This is a genomic window from Paenibacillus sp. NPDC057967 (genome assembly GCF_042887015.1).
GTDB lineage: Bacteria > Bacillota > Bacilli > Paenibacillales > Paenibacillaceae > Pristimantibacillus.
This window is the reverse complement of record NZ_JBHVQB010000011.1, coordinates 114,021-131,755: the sequence shown is the minus strand read 5'-3', so window position 1 is coordinate 131,755 and position 17,735 is coordinate 114,021. Positions and strand designations below refer to the sequence as shown.

Below are 17,735 nucleotides of genomic sequence, written 5' to 3'. Positions count from 1 at the left end.
TCCATATGCTTAACTAGGAAGCGGCAAGTTAAAGTTGAAGTGAAGGGCGATAAATAAGCGCAGAAGCAGCTGAGCATCATCTCAGCTGCTTCTGTGTTTAGGTACCAAGGAAAAAGGGAAAATTTTATTCATATTCCAGTTCTAGTCCTCAACAACAATACCGGCTGCCTTCAAATGTCCGTACGCGACAAGACTGCTAAATTGAGCTGAAACTTCATCTGCTGGCAGGGGCTTATTGTTCTTGATCCACCAAAGGACAATCCCCATGAAAGATGATACCAGATATTCAAGCAGCAATTCCTTGGTTATTGCGGAGTTTTTCCGAGCAGGCTTCCACTCCTCATTTAATTTATCTTTAATGATATTCTCCATCTTCATTTGAAAAGGATAGATTCTATTCTCCTCCATTAACATCGAATGGTAAAACTTCATGTTCAGTGAGATATGCTCCAGTACAGTCTGCATAACGGTCTCAAGTACAGAAATACTGAACGGATTCATACTAATGGGGCAAAGAACGACTGCATTCTTCAGATCGCTCAACAATTCATTTATATAGGTATCCAATAAATCGGGTTTGCTTTGGTAGTGAAGATAAAAGGTGTTTCGATTGATCACAGCCCGGTCGGCAATATCCTGGATGGTTATCGCTTCATAACCTTTTTCCTGGAGCAGCTCATAGAACGCCTTGCGAATAGATTGTTTGGTGCGCAATATTCTGAGGTCGGTTTTCTTAATTTTGTTCATGTTATGGTTCTCCCCACACTTATTTATCGTCGTTAAACGACAAAGTTTAATTAGTTGTCTGTTATGTTTCGTAAAGCAACATATTGAATATTGAGCATGATAGTTGCCTCTATTATAATGAGCGAAAGATAAATAAACAACAATGTATTCATCATTTATCGAATGACTATAAACTCCAAGGAGGAACATTCCATGACTATTCAACATCAAAATGAGCTAGTGCGTAAGGCAATTGCTGTGCTTGAAAGCTTCGAAAGCGGAAGCCCGGAAGCAATTACGGCTTACGTTCATCCAGATTGTTATATTCAACACAACCAGGCCTTGTCCGATGGGCGAGAGGCTATGCTTGGCGCACTTGATCATTTGCAGAAAATCGGTACAAAGGTAAGTGTTAAGCGCGCTTTGGTTGATGGTGATTATGTTGTTCTTCATTCCGTGTATCAGTTTTTTGGCCCGAAAATTATCTTTGATATTTTCCGTTTTGAGCATGGGCTGATTGTCGAACACTGGGACAATATGCAAGAGATGGTGGAGAGGACACCAAGTCATCATACGATGATTGACGGGGCGGTTACGAACAAGGATATCGATAAGACAGATGTGAACAAAGCATTGGTCACGAGCTATGTGGAAAATATTTTGCTGGGAAAAAATCCTGATCTGCTTTCTTCATACTTTGATGGCGATCGCTATATACAGCATAGTCCGCATATCGCAGACGGCCTCTCAGGTGTTCATGCCGCATTGCAATCATTGAAGGAGAGGAATATAGAATTTCAGTATAATCGAATCCATCAAGTGCTTGGGCAAGGAAATTTTGTGCTTGCGGTGAGTGAAGGGACCTGCGAGGGCCAGCCTACCGCCTTCTATGATTTGTTCCGAGTGGAGAATGGAAAGATTGCGGAGCATTGGGATGTGATCGAAGCCATATTGCCGGTTGAAAAACGGAAAAATGCGAATACCAGATTTTGAAGCTGGAGTAGCTGCACCACAAGAGAGACATCGCCGAACGGTGATGTCTCTTGCCATTTTTCTTCGTAAATCAAGAAAAATGTTTTTCTATAATTTAGGAGGAGTTAACGTTATTTTGGCGAAATGATTAATTGTATTAATAAGAGGTTATAGAAAATTTGAACGTTCCTAAGCCAATGGTGGTCGAATTTACTCATCAAGATCGAAAATTTGAAATCATTCCGCTTTATAAAGAAGTGTTTCATTACACGGCTTCTATTAAGGAAGATCCTTCTCTAGACAATAAGAAGGAGCATTACAATAAAGTGTTCACCCCTTTCTATAATTTGATAAAGAAGAGGAACTTGGGTTTGTCCAAAGATATGGATTCTTATTTTACGCCGACCCTTCTGGAGCAACAATTGGAAGACAACACGATAGAATTGCTTCACAATCAGGACAACATAAATTCTTTAATTAAGGAAGCGATTATATCCTCTTTAGAACTGCTTAAAGGGGGAAATAAAACAATCTTTGTTATGCCGCTTAACCCGGATAACACAACTCATATTCAAGAGATGGGGGGTGTAACAGGTGCTGCGCTGAATCAGAATGTCATTTTATTGCATGTTGATCCTGCATTTTCAGAAGCGTTGCTAAAATATACAGTTGCACGTGAATATAATCTTACCGTCGCTTTGGAAAGCCTCGGTGCGCGCGATTATACATTAGTGAATTCCGTCATTCTTGAGGGGAAAGCAGATACTTTTGCCTCATTGATTTACCCGGATCAGACAGTTCCATGGACCGAAGCTTTATCCGCTGACTCGGAACAGATTGTCTTGGATGTGATTAGAACATCTATGAAATTGAAAGATTTCACATCGGTATACCAGGAATTGCATCAGGGGAATTATAACAAGGGGATCCCTATGTGGTCGAGTTATAAGTTAGGCTTTACCATCATGCAAAGCTATTTACAAAATAATCCTGAAGTAACGGTTAATAAATGGACGCGATTTAAAGCGGAAGATATTGTTAAGGGCAGTGACTACCAAGATTTATTGCGGTAACTCTTAACCTTTGGAGAAGCTTGAACGGTGGGCCAAATCAAGAGAATACGCCTTGCTGAAAGCCTTTGATTTGCTTTAATCGCAAGTCTGAAACTTATAATTAATGATGTTAAATATATTGAAAAGCGTGGTCTCCTATGGACTGCGCTTTTTTTGCTGGAGCTTGGCTAATATCGAGTGGGTGTTAATTATTTGATCTCATTCATTTTTACGACGCAGCTATTTAGATTTTAGGTTGACGGCGAGTTATTCAAATGAGACTATTTGTCTCAAGCAGTTATGTTATACGAATCAAATACATCAATAGAATCTAACAACTACATCTATGCGATTAGGAGAGCGATGAGTTTCATGCATATAAGGGAGTTTTGCAACGGAATCCAGTTAGGGGAGGCAGCTAGCCGGAACGTTGCTGATTATTGTATGAATGAGCGTGACTATACGGAGTTAAGACGACATTTTCAGACGGATCGGCACGCTTTCTTCCAGCATGTCACGGGTGTTGCTGGTTACAGGCAACAGCTGCTTTATCTATTTGTTAGACTTGCCATAGATGTTTATGAGGAGTACCGAGTCCGGGGAATCGCCGATAACGTGTATTTCGATACTTTTTCAGATATACGGATTTGGAGCGAGGTGTGCTACCGGGATTATGGTGAGTATGGCATTGAGGAGTACAACTGGCTGCAGGAGCATGTCCGGCTCCGGCTGTTTCGGCTGGGTCGACTGCAATTTCAGCCCATTGCTATTGAAGGCGATCTGAAGGCTGGAGGCCTGACAGTGGAGAAGAATCAGCTCGTGCTGAATGTCCACATTCCAGAAGGCGACCCGTTAGCTCCGCAAGAAGTTGTTCATTCCTTTTCGTTAGCCCGTGCTTTCTTCAGAGGCATCCCGTCCGTTTTTGTTTGCCAATCTTGGCTGCTGTACACTGGTCTTGATCAAATCCTGAAGGCCGATTCGAACATTCTGCAGTTTCAGCGGCTGTTCCAAATTTACGAGATCGATGAGGCTTCTAAGGAAGCCGAGCAGCGAATCTTCAATCGAGTCGCAGCAGATCCATCCGAATATGGCGAGGAAACGAGCTTGCAACGTGCTGCAAAAGCGTATTTACAAGCAGGTGGCAGGCTTGGCAGGGGCAGCGGCATCTATGTACCAGTTTGATTAGAGCGGAGTATTAAGGATGTGGGTATCATGAGCAAAAAAATGAAATCGATTATGATGTGGACTAGTCTTCTTATACTGTTGTCGGCAGGTGCCATTTACTTCATGACGGGGATAGATGCTAATGACGCAATAGATTCTGTCACGGAACAATCAGAAGCGGTGAGTGAGACGCTGGCAATGGATTATTATGTCTCACCGCAAGGTAAAGACACCAATCTGGGTACTAGGAATGCGCCGCTCGCGAGCATCTAAAAAGCAATTGAATTAGTGAAGCCAGGCTTCTCTGTTATCCTTCTTGAAGGTGTATATCACCAAACAGTAAGCATCGAAAAATCCGGATCGCCAGAAGAGGGTTACATATCTCTGTGCAACGAAAAGGGGCATACGGTCATAATGGATGGAAAAGGCGTACAGCAAATAGATGATGGTGCAATTAGCATCAACAATGCCAGCTATATACGTGTGTCAGGACTTGAAATACGCAGCTACGATACAAGCTCCGCAGATGTCACACCTATCGGCATACATGTGAGCGGAAGCGGCAGAAATATTGAGATTACAGGCAATCGCATTCACGATATGGGGACCACTGCGGGGCAGAAAGCAGGCGGCGGCAATGCACACGGCATTGCCGTATATGGTAACTCGGAAGCCCCGCTTAATCAGATTGTCATTACCCAAAATGAGTTGTACAACCTGAGGCTGGGAGCCAGCGAAGCGATGGCGATCAATGGCAATGTAGACGGCTTTCGGGTAGAGCAGAACATCGTGCATGATAACGACAATATCGGCATTGATATTATCGGGTTCGAAGGTACCGCACCGAACCCTGCCCAGGATCAGGCACGGAACGGTGTGATTCAAGAAAATCAGGTGTACCATATCTCTTCATATGGCAATCCCGCCTATGGCAATGAATACTCAGCCGCTGGCATCTATGTAGACGGTGGCAAAGATATCAAGATTATCGACAACGACATACACGACAATGATTTCGGGATTGAACTGGCAAGTGAGCATGCCGGAGGCGCGACTTCGAATGTTGAGGTGTCATTTAATCGGATTTATAACAATAGTGCTGCAGGTATTACGCTTGGCGGCTATGACGAAGATCGAGGACGAACGGAAAATTGTATCATTAAAGAAAATACGTTAACGGAAAACAACGCCAAGAGACTTGGCTATGGTGAAATCAATTTGGCCTTTGACACAAGGAACAATGAACTCAGCAACAACAACATCCAAGCGAATGAGGATGGTCGAATGATCACAAACGAGTTCACCCAAAACGAAGGGAATATCGTTGACTTTAATCACTATAGCACCAAAGCTCAGGCGTATTGGATGTGGAAAGGCGAAGAATTTGATAATTTCCATGCTTATCAGTCACAGACAGGCAATGATAGGCATTCCGATTTGAGCTGAGAAGGATTTGGTGCTTGTCTCAGACGGGCACCTTCATTTTTCTCCCACTTGGGATCGAATCCCTTAGCTCCGAGTCCAATCGTTAAATATCGAGTTTCCTCGTACCGATCCATTTCACCATTTCAGGGTCTCGATGTGAAAAAAACAGGCTCTGTTTCGTATCAAGCGCAGCAATAGACTTCATATCTACATTGTCTAAGTCGAAATCGAAAATATTAAAGTTTTCGACAATCCTTTCTTTACGAACCGACTTTGGTATGACAACAACATCTCTATGTGTCAGCCAGCGCAATACGACCTGAGCAACAGATTTTTTATATTTCTCAGCGATTGCAACCAGGACCTCGTTCTGAAACAAGTTATTTTTTCCTTCCGCAAACGGTGCCCAGGATTCGATTTGAACCTTATTTTCTTTCATAAAGGTGGAGCTTTCGATTTGTTGGTGGAAGGGATGTGTTTCCACTTGGTTTACGGCTGGAACAACTTCATTATGAATAATCAAATCAATGAGTCTGTCCTCGTGAAAGTTGCTTACGCCAATTGCACGGATCTTTCCTTCGCGATACAGCTCCTCCAGAGCACGCCAGGAGCCATGCACATCGCCATAAGGCTGATGAATCAAATACAAATCCAGATAGTCAAGCTGCAATCTTCTTATCGATTGTTCAAATGCCTTCTTTGTTCGCTCATAACCCGTATCTTGAACCCAAAGCTTAGTAGTAATAAATAACTCTTCTCGTGATACGCCGCTCCGCTTTATCGCTCGCCCAACCGCTTCTTCGTTAAGATAAGATGCAGCAGTATCAATCAGGCGATAACCAGTCATAATAGCGTCATGAACGCTTTGTTCACATTCATTTGCATCTAGAATCTGAAATACACCAAACCCAAGAATCGGCATCTCAACACCATTGTTCAACGTTACTTTTTGCATGATAGAATCCTCCTGTACACTAATGACTGCTGACCTCCTTATTATGCGCTTGTTGTTAAAGAGACAGTTATCCCATTTCTATTAAATGTTTGCCTAATCCTCTCACTGCTCTTATGTATCCAATGGATATGGGCTATAATCGAATTGTAAAAATGACGGGGTGGGAGGAACCAATGTCTGATAGGATCGAGAAGCTGCAGAATGAACTGTTCCAGATCATTGAGCGTTATTCAGAAGGTGACGGAGTACACCCCACGGCAATTCCATCTTTATTTTTCATTCGTGTCTCGAATGTTGACGTTCCAAGACATGGCGTTTACAAACCTTCTTTATGCATGGTCGTTCAAGGTGCAAAGGAAGTGTGGCTGGCACAGGAGCGTTTCAGATACAGCCCGGCGGATTATCTTGTGGCATCCGTTCACTTGCCGGTTTTAGCTCAAGTGACGGAAGCAACCCCTGACGCTCCATACCTGGGGTTCAAGCTTGAATTTACTCCTAGTCAAATCGTAGACACGATACATGAAGCAGGATATGGAGAGGGTCTGAGCGGAACTCCTGAACGGGCTATGTTTGTCAGCCGGATGGAATCGTCTTTGTTGGATGCCGTCCTTAGATTAGCTCGTTTATTAGATCGTCCCAAGGATATTCCGGTGCTTGCTCCGTTATTTATGAAGGAGATACTTTACAGGGTGCTGGAAGGCGAGAATGGACATGTTTTAAAGCAAGTGGTTATGGAAGGAAGCTCGCTCCATCAAATGAAAGAAGTGATCGAGCACATTATAAAGTACTATGCTCGTTCTTTCCGGATTGAAGAACTAGCCGAAATAGCGAATATGAGTGTTTCGTCTTTTCACAGGCATTTCAAAGAGGTAACGGCGATGAGTCCTATTCAATTTCAAAAACAACTGAGGCTTCAGGAAGCGCGGCGATTGCTATTAACGGAATCAGCAGATGCCACTGATGTGGCATTTCGAGTAGGGTATGAAAGCCCGTCACAATTTAGCCGTGAGTATGCTCGAATGTTTGGCTCTCCTCCGAGACAAGATATTAAGCGGTTGAAAGCCTAAACTGCAATTCAGTAATTCATCAATAAAACAAGGGACAACTTATCGAGTTGTCCCTTTGTTTATCGCAGTCAATTGAACCCATGAGCCTGCCATTCATCTATGCTGATGGAGCATTATAAGCTTCTCTCCAACAAAGTCCCAATTTGCTTGGCCATCACGCGAGGCGGATAGGGCATTCCCGATCGAATCCACCATTCAATGACGCCTACATAAGCGGTACCGGCATATTGGAGGATGACATCATCCATTAAGTCGGTATTTCTTCCGCTTTCCCGGTCGATCTCGCCTTTAAAGCCTCTCATAAATGAAGCAAGAAGCCGGGTTCGGAACGATGAAGGAACGCCGGTACTTGCCAACATCGTCGAAAAAAACAAATAGTTTTTCTCGAAATATTCAAAGTAAGGGACAAGGGCATCGACCCAATCCAGGTCGCATGCCCATTCATCCATCGCTCCTAGTTCATGGAGATGAGCTTCGATTAGCTGGTCCAATAAATCAAATTTGTCCTGATAGTGAAGATAGATGGTCCCGCGATTTACGTTGGCCCGGTCTGCGATATCTTGAATGGTTATGTGATCAAAACTTTTTTCAGTCATGAGTTCGACAACCGCATTTTTCAAAGACTCCTGGGTTTTAAGTATTCTCCGATCCATTTTAACCACAGTATCCCACCACACTTTTCGAATTAATTGACAATTTCCGCTGATCTGTTGATATCTCAACAGAATCCGTTTTTTTAACCATTGATTGTTTGCGCCTCTTTCCATAATAATAGACACATGTCGATTAATCAAATCTAGTTGATTAGCCGAAACCTATTCAGTTATGGAAAAGGAGTTTATGCCTATGTGCAAAACATACGCTTTACGTGTTCCAACGGCGAAAGCGCCTTTTGAAAAAACGACGATTGAAAGAAGAGCGCTACGTCCTGATGATGTCTTGATCGATATTAAGTTTAGCGGCATTTGCCATTCTGATATTCACAGTGCTCACGGGGACTGGGCGGGAGGAATATTCCCAATGGTGCCTGGTCATGAGATTACAGGGATTGTAACGGCAGTAGGAGAGAAGGTAACGAATTTTGTTATGGGCGATCGAGTTGGCGTAGGATGCTACGTGGACTCTTGCGGAGAATGCGAGTACTGCCTCCGTGGAGAAGAGCAGTATTGTACCAAAGGGCATGTAGCCACCTATAACTCATTGGATTATGACGGCAATCCTACTTATGGCGGTTACAGCCAAAAGATTGTCGTTACCGAAAGATTCGTGGTGCATATCCCGGCCGGCTTGGAGCTGGATGCAGCCAGCCCGCTTCTATGCGCGGGAATTACGACTTATTCTCCGCTCAAACGCTGGAATGCCGGTCCAGGAAAAAAGGTAGCCATTCTGGGATTGGGCGGTCTTGGTCATGTTGCGATCCAGTTTGCGCATGCGATGGGCGCGGAAGTTACCGTTTTAAGCCGGGCCAAAGATAAGGACCAAGAAGCACGGGCTTTTGGTGCGAATGATTACTTTTCAACGCTGGACCCAGAGACCTTTGACACGCTGGCAGGCCGATTCGACCTCATTCTTAACACGGTATCCGCTGCTATTGATGTTGACGCTTATTTATCGCTGCTTCGCGTAGATGGTACGCTCGTTAATGTGGGCGCACCGGCTGAACCGAGTCAATACCAGGTGTTCTCTCTTATTATGAGTCGCCGCAGCATTGCGGGCTCCTTGGTCGGCGGACTTCCGGAAACGCAAGAAATGCTGCATTTTGCGGCCAGCCATGGGATAACTCCTCAAATTGAAGTCATTCGTGCCGAGCAAGTGGATGAAGCTTATGAGCGAATCCTGCGCAGTGACGTGCGGTATCGATTTGTGATCGATATATCCACTCTGTAAATATGAACAATAAAATCAAAAATCTATCGCTTCGACTAGCATTGATTCTGGCTGCATTTTCCGCGCTTGGTCCCTTTACGGTTGATATGTATCTTGCGTCGCTGCCGCAAATGATGGATGCTTTCGAAACGAACGCATCCCTGATCCAAGCAAGCTTAACCGCTAGCCTGTTAGGATTAGGCTTAGGCCAGCTAGTCATGGGACCATTAAGCGACAGTTACGGCAGACGGAAGCCATTACTGATCGCTATGATTTTTTACATCATTTCATCGATGGCTTGTAGTTTGGCGCCCAATATTGAAGTCTTTATCTTTTTGCGTTTCATTCAAGGGGCTGCCGCCTCGGCTGGACTTGTCATATCCCGAGCGATTGCTCGGGATCGATACAGCGGAGTCGAACTGACGAAATTTATCTCCCTGCTTACTTTAATCAGCAATGTTGCACCTTTAATTTCCCCTAATGCAGGAAGTGCTGTTACATCATTTAGCACATGGACCAGCGTGTTTATCGTTCTGGGCGTGTTTGGAATCCTATTAACAGGGCTCACAGCATGGGGCATGAAGGAGAGCTTGCCTGTACAGCATCGCGTCCCAAGCCATTTCATGACACTGATCAGGAACTATAAGCGGCTGGTTTGTGATCGGATGTTCATGGGATATGCTCTCGTTAACGGTATCTTATTCGCTGGCGTATTTGCATTTGTTGCTGGAACTCCATTTATTTATCAAAATATATTCGGGGTATCACCGCATCAATTTTCACTCTTATTTGCTTTGAACGGCCTGGCTATTATGATTGGATCGCAAGTCGTTAAACGAGTGGCAGGAAAGCTGAAGGGAGGCAGTCTATTGCGAATGGGATTAACGTTATCCTTTATTTCCACAGCTGCTCTCCTCATTGTAGTATTATGGAAGGGATCCTTATGGATGATCTTTGGTTCTACTTTCATGTTTGCGGTATCTATTGGCATCGTGGGACCGGTTTCGGTTAGCATGGCGATGGAACAGCATGGACAAAGGGCAGGAAGCGCCTCTGCCGTACTCGGCAGCTTACAATATGCTTTAGGCGCAGTGACATCTCCGCTAGTAGGCATTGCAGGCGAGAATTCTGCCATCCCTTTTGGCATCGTTATTTTTACAACCAGTGTTCTGGCCATCCTTTCCTATCTTGTCTTCATCAGGAGAGCAAGGACAGAATACGCAACTTAATCGGAGGAATGAAACAATGGAAATTAAACGAGTGGGATCGCAACCTTCAGGTAAAGGAAATTCTGATTATTTTAGCGGCACTGTTCGAGTTGATCCGCTGATTGAGGCAGCCGATCCTGCTCGCGTAGCTGCGGCTAGCGTTACGTTCGAGCCAGGAGCACGGACCGCATGGCATACTCACCCTCTGGGCCAAACTTTAATTGTAACGGCAGGCAAAGGGCGGGTTCAACGCTGGGGAGGCCAGATCGAGGAAATCAGTCCAGGTGACGTAGTCTGGTTCCCGCCAGGCGAGAAGCATTGGCATGGAGCGTCGCCCACTACAGCTATGACTCATATCGCCATACAGGAACGACTTAACGGTCAGGCGGTAGAATGGCTGGAAAAAGTCAGCGACGAGCAATATTCCTCTTCCTAAAACCAAAAAAAATGCTGATCATCTCTGATCGGCATTTTTTATTTGCTATTGAAGTCGTATCCAGCACAAGAAGTGATCTAAGCATTGTTTAAGGTTCTTGTAAGGTTGGCATAAAGAGGGTGTAAGCTGCGGGGACTACACTGAATTAGCTTACATCTTTGTCGGGAGGTTTACGTATGCAACAACCATCGATTATGCCAAATGAAAGAATCGGTTCGCTCGATATGATCCGCGGCCTGGCGCTGTTCGGGATTCTGCTGATTAATGTCGGCGGCTATCGCGTCATAACAGAAGGCATGGAGATGCCCGCAATCGCCGGGGCTGACGCCATCATCCAATCGCTTATTACCGTATTGGTGCAAAAAAAGTTCTTTTCCATCTTTTCGTTTCTATTTGGAGCTGGATTTTTCCTGTTTGCTTCGCGGGCTGAAAGCCGCGGCGACAAACCGCGACGGCGTTTTGCAAGAAGACTGACTGTTCTGCTGCTGATGGGCATTGTGCACATCTTTATATTTTGGGGCAGCATATTGCCGATGTACGCGATTGCCGGGTTTCTGCTCATTCCTTTTTATCGGGCAAGCTTGTCAACGATCACGCGGATCGGCGGCGTCCTGCTTGCGCTTCATCTTCTGGCAAATGCATGCATGTTATGGCTGCCGAATCAGGCGCCAGCCGTTGCCAGCGTAGCGAGCTTTCTTGCAAATGACTCGGTTACGATTTTTCTAATGTTTCTATCGGGCTTCCTTGCCGCCAAAGCGGGATGGATCGGTCGAACGAGCGAGCATCTGCGCTCGATTCGGAAGCTGTTTTTCCTGCTGCTGCCGGTTGCGGCTAGTCTCGCGGTATGGACATGGGTGGCGTCCATCAACGATAACCCGCAGTTATCCTCCATTGTCGCTTTTGGAGCGGTTCCCTTAACTTATTTCTATCTTGCCGGATTGTTCTGGCTGCTGGAGAGTCGCTTAATCGCCGCTGTGCTTAGCCCGGTCGCCAAGGTGGGGCGTATGGCGCTTACCAATTATGTGGCTCAGAGCTTGATAGGGGTGGCCCTGCTGAATGCATTCGGCATCGAACTGCCGACTCCCGGGCAAATCGTATGGGTTGCGGCAGCTATTTATGCCATTCAAATGGCAATCAGCGTCGTATGGCTGCACTTTTTCCGAATAGGGCCGCTTGAGAAGCTGTGGAGAACGCTGACCTATGGCAAGTCAGCCCGGATGCGACAGGAGCGTTCAATTGCAAATGGCGCATAAAAGATGCCAATCTTAACCATATTGTTAAAATCAATTCGCAAAACAGGATAAGGTGATGGAATGTCTTTTTATGCGCAGCCGCTGCTAGTGGCCGTACTGTTCTCTATTTTTCTCGGGATGCTGTTGTTCGTGCCGTGGCTCATTTACAGCTATCGAAAATACGGCTTCTTCAGCTTATGGGCTACCGTGGTCATGTTTTCGTTTATCTATTATATGATTTCGGCGTTGTTTCTCGTTTTGCTGCCACTGCCCGCTTCTTACGACACTTGCGCGGAGCAAGCGCCGGGCACGGTTTATTATTCCCTGATGCCGTTAACCTTTATGTCGGATATATTGAAAGACGGAACCGTCGTATGGTCGCAGCCGGGTACGTATCCGCAAATTCTTAAGCAAAAGGCGTTTTGGCAGGCTGCTTTTAACATGCTGCTGCTTGTGCCGTTCGGCGTCTATCTGCGCTACTTTTTCCGTGAGAAACGGCTTTGGAGAAGAGCGCTTGGCCTTGGCTTTTTGCTATCGCTGTTTTACGAAGTGACGCAATTGACCGGAATTTACGGGTTATACAAATGCCCTTACCGCTTGTTTGATGTCGACGACCTGCTCTTGAACAGTACGGGTACATGGGTCGGTTATATGGCGGCGCCGATTGTGCTGGCATTGTTCCCCTCCAGGGCGAGCTTGCAAGCGAAAAAGGAAAGCTTCGAGGAAAAAAGACATGCGGCTCCGGTGGCCCAGTTGCTTGCACTGCTAGTCGATTATGCGATCATCCGGTTCAGCTATTCCTTGACTACGGGGATTGTGACCGCTAACGCTTTTGCCGAAGCGACGCATGTTACGATCGGATTTTTGGTCATGTTCGGGATTGTGCCTTATGTCCTGAAAGGCAAGACACTGGGGAGCAGCCTTCTGCGGCTCCGTCTGACGGATCGCGAGGGACGGCCGCCGACGCTCAGGTCTCTTCTGAAGCGGGCGCTCGCTCTATATGTGCCATGGCTGTTATCGGGAATGTTCGGCGCTTTGACCAATATGTCGATGCCGTACGGTTCTCCATTTTATCAACACGGGGTATGGCTTCAGATCGTATTGTTCTTGATAGCCACCATTATGTGGGCAGTGCTGTTTGTGCATGCGCTTATCGTTGTTTTGCATAGGGGAAAACGAAGCTTTTATTTTGACTATGTTGCCGATCTTCGCTGCGTCAAACGTTAGAGTTGCATGGGTTGGCTGGTTTAAGAAGAAGGGAAGAGGAGAAGGATGAGAAGCTCAAATTTAGCATGGGTCGTTATCGCGATTATCGGGGGATGCGCGTTGCTGGGACTGATTACGCTGCAAACTCTCAATTTCAATCGGCTGGGAGCCGATGCTTATTATACGAAGATTGAAGGTGCGGGAGCGAAAGTGAACGAAGATATGCCGGATGACTATATCCGGTATGCCTATGAGTTTCCGTCGTACAAGGATGACGGCGAAGTGGCTAAGCTGCCCTTTACCGCAGCGAAGCAGCTTCGGGAAGGAGCATATCTTAAGCTGTACGTCAAGGAAGGGAAAGGCGTCACCTCTTATCATGAAGTGAGTTTTGATGATATCCCCGAAGCCGCGCAAAAAAGGTTCGGATAGGCGAGCGGATTGCGTACTAGGTGGAAGAAACCTCTAAGTCGCTTGTGTTAAATGCTAATGTTGATTTGTGACCATAAGAAAACCGCCTTTGTGAAAAGGCGGTTAATTGAGCTCTCGTCTCCCGTTAGCCTAATCACCTTAAGTGACAGGGTCATCTAACCGTCTGATAAACGAGACCTATAGCTCCAGAATCAAAGGTCTTGTTTTCGATTAGCTTAAGATTGATTTTCTCCTCGAGACCTTGGAATAACGGTAATCCCTTACCGATCAGGACGGGAGAAACCGTAATTTTATACTCATCAATTAAATCAAGCTGCATAAGGTGGTGTGCGAACCTAGGACTGCCGAGGATGACCATATCCTTGCCTGGCTGCTGTTTGAGGTTATTGATCTCTTCCTCGATGTCTTCTTTCACGAGTCTGGAATTATTCCATTCGACTTTCTCCAGCGTCGTGGAAAAAACGATTTTGGCTGTCTTTTCAATCCACTCGGCATGATTCCGTTCGTGCTGCGAAGCTGATGGGTTCGAGGGCACAGATGGCCAGTAACTGTGCATCATCTGATAAGTCCCGCGCCCCCAAATGACAGTGTCGGCAGTGCTCAGAATTTCTTTCGCGTGTTTCTCCAGATCAGCATCGTAGGAAATCCAGCCAATGTCCATTTCACCATTCGGCCCTTCTACAAAACCGTCAAGCGATGCGTGCAGAAATAGAACGAGTTTTCTCATTTCAGTTCTCCTTTGTTTATGAGGGATATCTACATTATACATTTACTGCATTTTAGCATAATTCAAATTGGGTTGTTTCTTATGGATTGCTAATCCCAAACCTGCCCGTTAGCTTAATTAGAATAAATAGAACGTTCGTTCGTAATTATGGAATTTCAACAATAAGGTTTAACAAAGCTATAATAAAAGAAAGAACGGTTGGGGGTTCGACACGATGACGCGAAATAGGAAGGTACTGATTATCGACGATGAGGAAGACCTTGTCAGACTGCTGGAAACGGTGCTGCAAAAGGAAGGGATCGAGCAGATTGTGACGGCTGGAACGGCGCAGGAAGGATTACGGCAGTTCCGACAGCATGCTCCCGATCTCGTGCTGCTCGATATTATGCTGCCGGACGGGGAAGGGTACGAGGTTTGCAGAGAGATACGAGCCTTCTCGCATATTCCGATTTTATTTTTGTCTGCCAAAACGGAAGAGATCGACAAGATATTGGGATTCGCGATTGGAGGCGATGATTATATATCGAAGCCGTTCAGCCCGAAGGAAGTGGCCTACCGGGTCAAGGCGCAGCTTCGCAGAGCCGCGTTCGGCAAGGAGGAGACGGCTGCTGGACATGTGCTGCGTGCAGGGCCGTTCCAGCTGGATGAGGACAGGGCGGAGCTTCTCAAAAACGGGAGAATTATCGACCTGAAGCCGAAGGAGCTTGGGCTGATGAAGCGATTCCTGCTTTATCCCAACAAGGTGATGAGTAAGGAGCAGCTTTACGACACCGTTTGGGGGGAAGAATTTATGGGGATGGACAACACCGTTATGGTACATATTCGCCGCTTGCGGGAGAAAATCGAAGAGAGACCATCCGAACCGGATTATCTCTTAACTGTCAAAGGGCTGGGGTACAAGCTTGTTGTAAAGGATGAATAGCGATGAAATGGAAGCTGACGGGGAGATACCTGGCTTCGATCGTCCTCATTGTCAGTCTGGTTATTGTGCTGAACGGGCTGATGACGATTGGTTATATTGTGGTAAGAGCAGTGAACCAGATGCCCTTTTTTCCCGGCGAGGCAACTTCACCAGAGACGTTTACCCGCGAGTTTCAACGGCATATGCAATTTTCCGGTTCGTCAGCGGGAATCACGGATGAGGGGCAGCGGCAATTGGAGGAGCAGAACGCCTGGATTCAGATTCTGGACGAAAGCGGACAGGTGTTGTATGAATACCGGCAGCCTATGCAGCTCCCGGATCGTTATACTCCAACGGATATTGTACAGATGTACAAATATCAGGAAGTGAACAAGGATACGACTGTTTTCGTCGGAGAGGCCAGCTATGAAAATCGCAGGCTCAGCTATTTGGTCGGCATCGAAAATCCGTATCTCGAACGGTATGTATTTTCATTTGATCACCGGAGTTTTCTGATGACGCTGCGCGCGGCGCTGATTGTATTTGCGGTTGATATTTTGATTGCGCTTATCGTCGGATACCTGTTCAGCAAAAAGCTTACCCTGCCGCTTCAGACGCTGATCGGCGGCATTCGCAGCCTCGCAAATCAAGAAGCTTATCCGAAGATGGAAGAGCGCGGAATTTATCACGGCGTTTTTCAAAATATGAATCTGCTGTCCTCCCGTCTGAAGGAAACGGAGCGCGAGAGGAAAAAGCTTGACCGGATGAAGGAAGAGTGGATCGGCAATATTTCGCATGATTTGAAAACGCCATTATCCTCGATCAAAGGATATGCCGAAATGATGAAGGACCCCGATTACCGTTTTACTTGGGAGGAAATTCGTGAATACGCCGCTATTATTGAAAAGAAGTCGGTGTACATTGAAGAAGTGATCGAGGATTTGAATCTATCGACACGGCTCAGAAATAAGGATTTTTCGCTTGATAGGAAACGTGTGAATTTGACTGGCCTGCTCCGTGGTGTAGTCATTGATGTGCTTAATGATCAGAGATATGGGGATCGGCATATCGAGTTTCAGACGGATCGGGAGGACATCATGCAGGAAGTTGACGGCATTTTGTTCCGCAGGGTCATTTTCAATTTGCTTTATAATGCCGTTGTCCATAATGACGAACATGTTCGGATTACGGTCAGCCTGGAAAGCGGAGAGCGGACGCGGATCGTGATTCGAGATGACGGGAAGGGCATCCGCGAGGAGGAACTGGAGCGTATCTTTGACCGCTACTACCGGGGGACCCATACGGGGGCAGCGCATCAAGGATCAGGTCTTGGCATGGCGATTGCTCGGGACATCGTTGAAGCGCATGGCGGTGACATCGCAGTATTGAGTGAGGTTGGCAAAGGATCAACGATTGTGATTGAGCTGGACGCTTTGACGGAGGAGAACTGATGCCTTGAAAGCAATGGCTGTATCAATCTGGAAATATGGAGTGAGGGACTCTACTCTCATTGTCTAAAATATACAGCTTCGTTATACTAATTCCATTGGGTAGAAATTGGATGAAGCAGAGGAGAGGCGAACATGTCGAAATCATCGGAGTATTCGGAGTCAGGGTACCCGATCTATCGCTACAGCGATAGACAGCGGGAATGGCAACCACCGGAATACGGGGAAGAAGAATGGGTGAGCAGAATTGAAGAACATGTGCAACGGCATATCGGGGAGATCGATTCCGTATTTCACGAAATCCTATCGGATGTTGTACATATTGACGTTCACATTATTCATCCGACTCCTGAGCGCAACTACTATACGTTGTTCACAACGGGCATGAGCTTTTTACCTATGAATACGCCAGAAGATGCGGAAGGCTATGAATTTGCGGAATTGATGATCTGCCTGCCTCCGGATTGGCGATTCTCGCAAGAGGATTTAGAAAATCCGAATTATTATTGGCCTATTCGATGGCTGAAGATGCTGGCTAGATTTCCTCATGACTACGAAACTTGGCTAGGCTGGGAACATACGATTCCTAACGGAGATCCGGCCGAACCGCTTTCACAGCAAACGAGCATGAACGGAATCATTTTGCTGCCTCCTCTTGAAGTAGACGAAGATTTTATTTCGCTAGATATGGAGGATGGACGGACCGTACACTTCTACGCTATCGTTCCACTGTACCCGGAAGAGATGGATCTTAAGCTAAAGCATGGCAGCGACCCGCTGCTGGATAAGTTCGAGGAATACAACGTTAACGAGATTCTAGATTTGAATCGGCGCAATACGTGCGTAGCTGATTAGAGGTTTTAGGAGGCAATTCAATATTCAATAGATAAGCTTGGATTCCTGAATCAGGAATCCAAGCTT

General features: G+C 46.1%; 19 protein-coding genes. 15 read left to right on the top strand and 4 right to left on the bottom strand.

Translation table 11 applies throughout. From position 1 onward, the window contains the following. Nucleotides 1-141: 141 nt before the first annotated feature. Nucleotides 142-747, bottom strand: coding sequence for a TetR/AcrR family transcriptional regulator (locus ACFVSO_RS25215; protein ID WP_387479236.1), 606 nt, complete (start codon nucleotides 745-747; stop codon nucleotides 142-144). 192 nt (nucleotides 748-939) lie between these two features. Between ACFVSO_RS25215 and ACFVSO_RS25210 the strand changes: the two genes are divergently transcribed. The 5 genes from ACFVSO_RS25210 to ACFVSO_RS25190 all read left to right on the top strand — a co-directional run bounded on the left by ACFVSO_RS25210 (nucleotide 940) and on the right by ACFVSO_RS25190 (nucleotide 5,360). Beyond that, nucleotides 940-1,719 carry a nuclear transport factor 2 family protein gene (locus tag ACFVSO_RS25210; RefSeq protein ID WP_387479233.1) on the top strand — a complete coding sequence of 260 codons (780 nt, stop codon included), beginning with the start codon at nucleotides 940-942 and terminating at the stop codon, nucleotides 1,717-1,719. A 158-nt stretch (nucleotides 1,720-1,877) separates the two neighbouring features. Beyond that, nucleotides 1,878-2,771: a DUF2268 domain-containing putative Zn-dependent protease gene (locus ACFVSO_RS25205; protein ID WP_387479230.1), complete on the top strand. Its 894-nt coding sequence runs from the start codon at nucleotides 1,878-1,880 to the stop codon at nucleotides 2,769-2,771. A 351-nt stretch (nucleotides 2,772-3,122) separates the two neighbouring features. Next, complete coding sequence (locus ACFVSO_RS25200) at nucleotides 3,123-3,932, top strand: acyltransferase domain-containing protein (protein WP_387479227.1); 810 nt, start codon at nucleotides 3,123-3,125, stop codon at nucleotides 3,930-3,932. A gap of 30 nt (nucleotides 3,933-3,962) precedes the next feature. Continuing rightward, nucleotides 3,963-4,187, top strand: a complete 225-nt coding sequence (locus tag ACFVSO_RS25195; protein ID WP_387479224.1) for a hypothetical protein — start codon at nucleotides 3,963-3,965, stop codon at nucleotides 4,185-4,187. 141 nt (nucleotides 4,188-4,328) lie between these two features. Next, on the top strand, nucleotides 4,329-5,360 hold the full coding sequence (locus ACFVSO_RS25190) for a right-handed parallel beta-helix repeat-containing protein (protein WP_387479221.1): 1,032 nt from the start codon (nucleotides 4,329-4,331) through the stop codon (nucleotides 5,358-5,360). A gap of 82 nt (nucleotides 5,361-5,442) precedes the next feature. Here ACFVSO_RS25190 and ACFVSO_RS25185 read toward each other — a convergent pair whose 3' ends face one another. Continuing rightward, on the bottom strand, nucleotides 5,443-6,294 hold the full coding sequence (locus ACFVSO_RS25185) for an aldo/keto reductase (RefSeq protein ID WP_387479218.1): 852 nt from the start codon (nucleotides 6,292-6,294) through the stop codon (nucleotides 5,443-5,445). Between the two features lie 173 nt (nucleotides 6,295-6,467). Here ACFVSO_RS25185 and ACFVSO_RS25180 point away from each other — a divergent pair, with 173 nt between their 5' ends. Continuing rightward, on the top strand, nucleotides 6,468-7,361 hold the full coding sequence (locus ACFVSO_RS25180) for an AraC family transcriptional regulator (protein WP_387479215.1): 894 nt from the start codon (nucleotides 6,468-6,470) through the stop codon (nucleotides 7,359-7,361). A gap of 113 nt (nucleotides 7,362-7,474) precedes the next feature. Here the strand turns inward: ACFVSO_RS25180 and ACFVSO_RS25175 are convergent, their stop codons facing one another. Next, entirely contained in the window at nucleotides 7,475-8,023 is a 549-nt protein-coding gene (locus ACFVSO_RS25175; protein ID WP_387479422.1) for a TetR/AcrR family transcriptional regulator, read from the bottom strand. A 184-nt stretch (nucleotides 8,024-8,207) separates the two neighbouring features. Between ACFVSO_RS25175 and ACFVSO_RS25170 the strand changes: the two genes are divergently transcribed. The 6 genes from ACFVSO_RS25170 (at nucleotide 8,208) to ACFVSO_RS25145 (ending at nucleotide 13,738) form a co-directional block, all read left to right on the top strand. Next, a complete protein-coding gene (locus ACFVSO_RS25170) occupies nucleotides 8,208-9,248 on the top strand; it encodes an NAD(P)-dependent alcohol dehydrogenase (protein ID WP_387479212.1) in 1,041 nt (346 codons plus the stop codon). Between the two features lie 2 nt (nucleotides 9,249-9,250). After that, nucleotides 9,251-10,456: a multidrug effflux MFS transporter gene (locus tag ACFVSO_RS25165; RefSeq protein ID WP_387479209.1), complete on the top strand. Its 1,206-nt coding sequence runs from the start codon at nucleotides 9,251-9,253 to the stop codon at nucleotides 10,454-10,456. 16 nt (nucleotides 10,457-10,472) lie between these two features. Further along, nucleotides 10,473-10,871 (top strand): (R)-mandelonitrile lyase, encoded by a 399-nt coding sequence (locus tag ACFVSO_RS25160; RefSeq protein ID WP_387479206.1) that lies wholly within the window; start codon nucleotides 10,473-10,475, stop codon nucleotides 10,869-10,871. A gap of 176 nt (nucleotides 10,872-11,047) precedes the next feature. Further along, nucleotides 11,048-12,124, top strand: coding sequence for a DUF418 domain-containing protein (locus ACFVSO_RS25155; protein ID WP_387479203.1), 1,077 nt, complete (start codon nucleotides 11,048-11,050; stop codon nucleotides 12,122-12,124). 60 nt (nucleotides 12,125-12,184) lie between these two features. Then, nucleotides 12,185-13,330, top strand: a complete 1,146-nt coding sequence (locus tag ACFVSO_RS25150; RefSeq protein WP_387479200.1) for a VanZ family protein — start codon at nucleotides 12,185-12,187, stop codon at nucleotides 13,328-13,330. 45 nt (nucleotides 13,331-13,375) lie between these two features. Further along, nucleotides 13,376-13,738 carry a YxeA family protein gene (locus ACFVSO_RS25145; RefSeq protein ID WP_387479197.1) on the top strand — a complete coding sequence of 121 codons (363 nt, stop codon included), beginning with the start codon at nucleotides 13,376-13,378 and terminating at the stop codon, nucleotides 13,736-13,738. Nucleotides 13,739-13,889: 151 nt separating this feature from the next. Here the strand turns inward: ACFVSO_RS25145 and ACFVSO_RS25140 are convergent, their stop codons facing one another. After that, nucleotides 13,890-14,465 carry a dihydrofolate reductase family protein gene (locus ACFVSO_RS25140; protein ID WP_387479194.1) on the bottom strand — a complete coding sequence of 192 codons (576 nt, stop codon included), beginning with the start codon at nucleotides 14,463-14,465 and terminating at the stop codon, nucleotides 13,890-13,892. Between the two features lie 214 nt (nucleotides 14,466-14,679). On the opposite strand from ACFVSO_RS25140, the gene ACFVSO_RS25135 reads away from it, so the two are divergent. The 3 genes from ACFVSO_RS25135 (at nucleotide 14,680) to ACFVSO_RS25125 (ending at nucleotide 17,669) form a co-directional block, all read left to right on the top strand. Continuing rightward, nucleotides 14,680-15,387 carry a response regulator transcription factor gene (locus ACFVSO_RS25135; RefSeq protein ID WP_387479191.1) on the top strand — a complete coding sequence of 236 codons (708 nt, stop codon included), beginning with the start codon at nucleotides 14,680-14,682 and terminating at the stop codon, nucleotides 15,385-15,387. A gap of 2 nt (nucleotides 15,388-15,389) precedes the next feature. Continuing rightward, nucleotides 15,390-16,817, top strand: coding sequence for a sensor histidine kinase (locus ACFVSO_RS25130; protein WP_387479187.1), 1,428 nt, complete (start codon nucleotides 15,390-15,392; stop codon nucleotides 16,815-16,817). Nucleotides 16,818-16,949: 132 nt separating this feature from the next. Then, a complete protein-coding gene (locus tag ACFVSO_RS25125) occupies nucleotides 16,950-17,669 on the top strand; it encodes a suppressor of fused domain protein (RefSeq protein WP_387479184.1) in 720 nt (239 codons plus the stop codon). Nucleotides 17,670-17,735 lie beyond the last annotated feature (66 nt).

Coding starts and splice junctions, on each gene's coding strand:
- ACFVSO_RS25215 (WP_387479236.1), bottom strand. CDS start 747: ATGAACAAAATTAAGAAAACCGACCTCAGAATATTGCGCACCAAACAA.
- ACFVSO_RS25210 (WP_387479233.1), top strand. CDS start 940: ATGACTATTCAACATCAAAATGAGCTAGTGCGTAAGGCAATTGCTGTG.
- ACFVSO_RS25200 (WP_387479227.1), top strand. CDS start 3,123: ATGCATATAAGGGAGTTTTGCAACGGAATCCAGTTAGGGGAGGCAGCT.
- ACFVSO_RS25195 (WP_387479224.1), top strand. CDS start 3,963: ATGAGCAAAAAAATGAAATCGATTATGATGTGGACTAGTCTTCTTATA.
- ACFVSO_RS25190 (WP_387479221.1), top strand. CDS start 4,329: ATGGATGGAAAAGGCGTACAGCAAATAGATGATGGTGCAATTAGCATC.
- ACFVSO_RS25185 (WP_387479218.1), bottom strand. CDS start 6,294: ATGCAAAAAGTAACGTTGAACAATGGTGTTGAGATGCCGATTCTTGGG.
- ACFVSO_RS25180 (WP_387479215.1), top strand. CDS start 6,468: ATGTCTGATAGGATCGAGAAGCTGCAGAATGAACTGTTCCAGATCATT.
- ACFVSO_RS25170 (WP_387479212.1), top strand. CDS start 8,208: ATGTGCAAAACATACGCTTTACGTGTTCCAACGGCGAAAGCGCCTTTT.
- ACFVSO_RS25165 (WP_387479209.1), top strand. CDS start 9,251: ATGAACAATAAAATCAAAAATCTATCGCTTCGACTAGCATTGATTCTG.
- ACFVSO_RS25160 (WP_387479206.1), top strand. CDS start 10,473: ATGGAAATTAAACGAGTGGGATCGCAACCTTCAGGTAAAGGAAATTCT.
- ACFVSO_RS25155 (WP_387479203.1), top strand. CDS start 11,048: ATGCAACAACCATCGATTATGCCAAATGAAAGAATCGGTTCGCTCGAT.
- ACFVSO_RS25150 (WP_387479200.1), top strand. CDS start 12,185: ATGTCTTTTTATGCGCAGCCGCTGCTAGTGGCCGTACTGTTCTCTATT.
- ACFVSO_RS25145 (WP_387479197.1), top strand. CDS start 13,376: ATGAGAAGCTCAAATTTAGCATGGGTCGTTATCGCGATTATCGGGGGA.
- ACFVSO_RS25140 (WP_387479194.1), bottom strand. CDS start 14,465: ATGAGAAAACTCGTTCTATTTCTGCACGCATCGCTTGACGGTTTTGTA.
- ACFVSO_RS25135 (WP_387479191.1), top strand. CDS start 14,680: ATGACGCGAAATAGGAAGGTACTGATTATCGACGATGAGGAAGACCTT.
- ACFVSO_RS25130 (WP_387479187.1), top strand. CDS start 15,390: ATGAAATGGAAGCTGACGGGGAGATACCTGGCTTCGATCGTCCTCATT.
- ACFVSO_RS25125 (WP_387479184.1), top strand. CDS start 16,950: ATGTCGAAATCATCGGAGTATTCGGAGTCAGGGTACCCGATCTATCGC.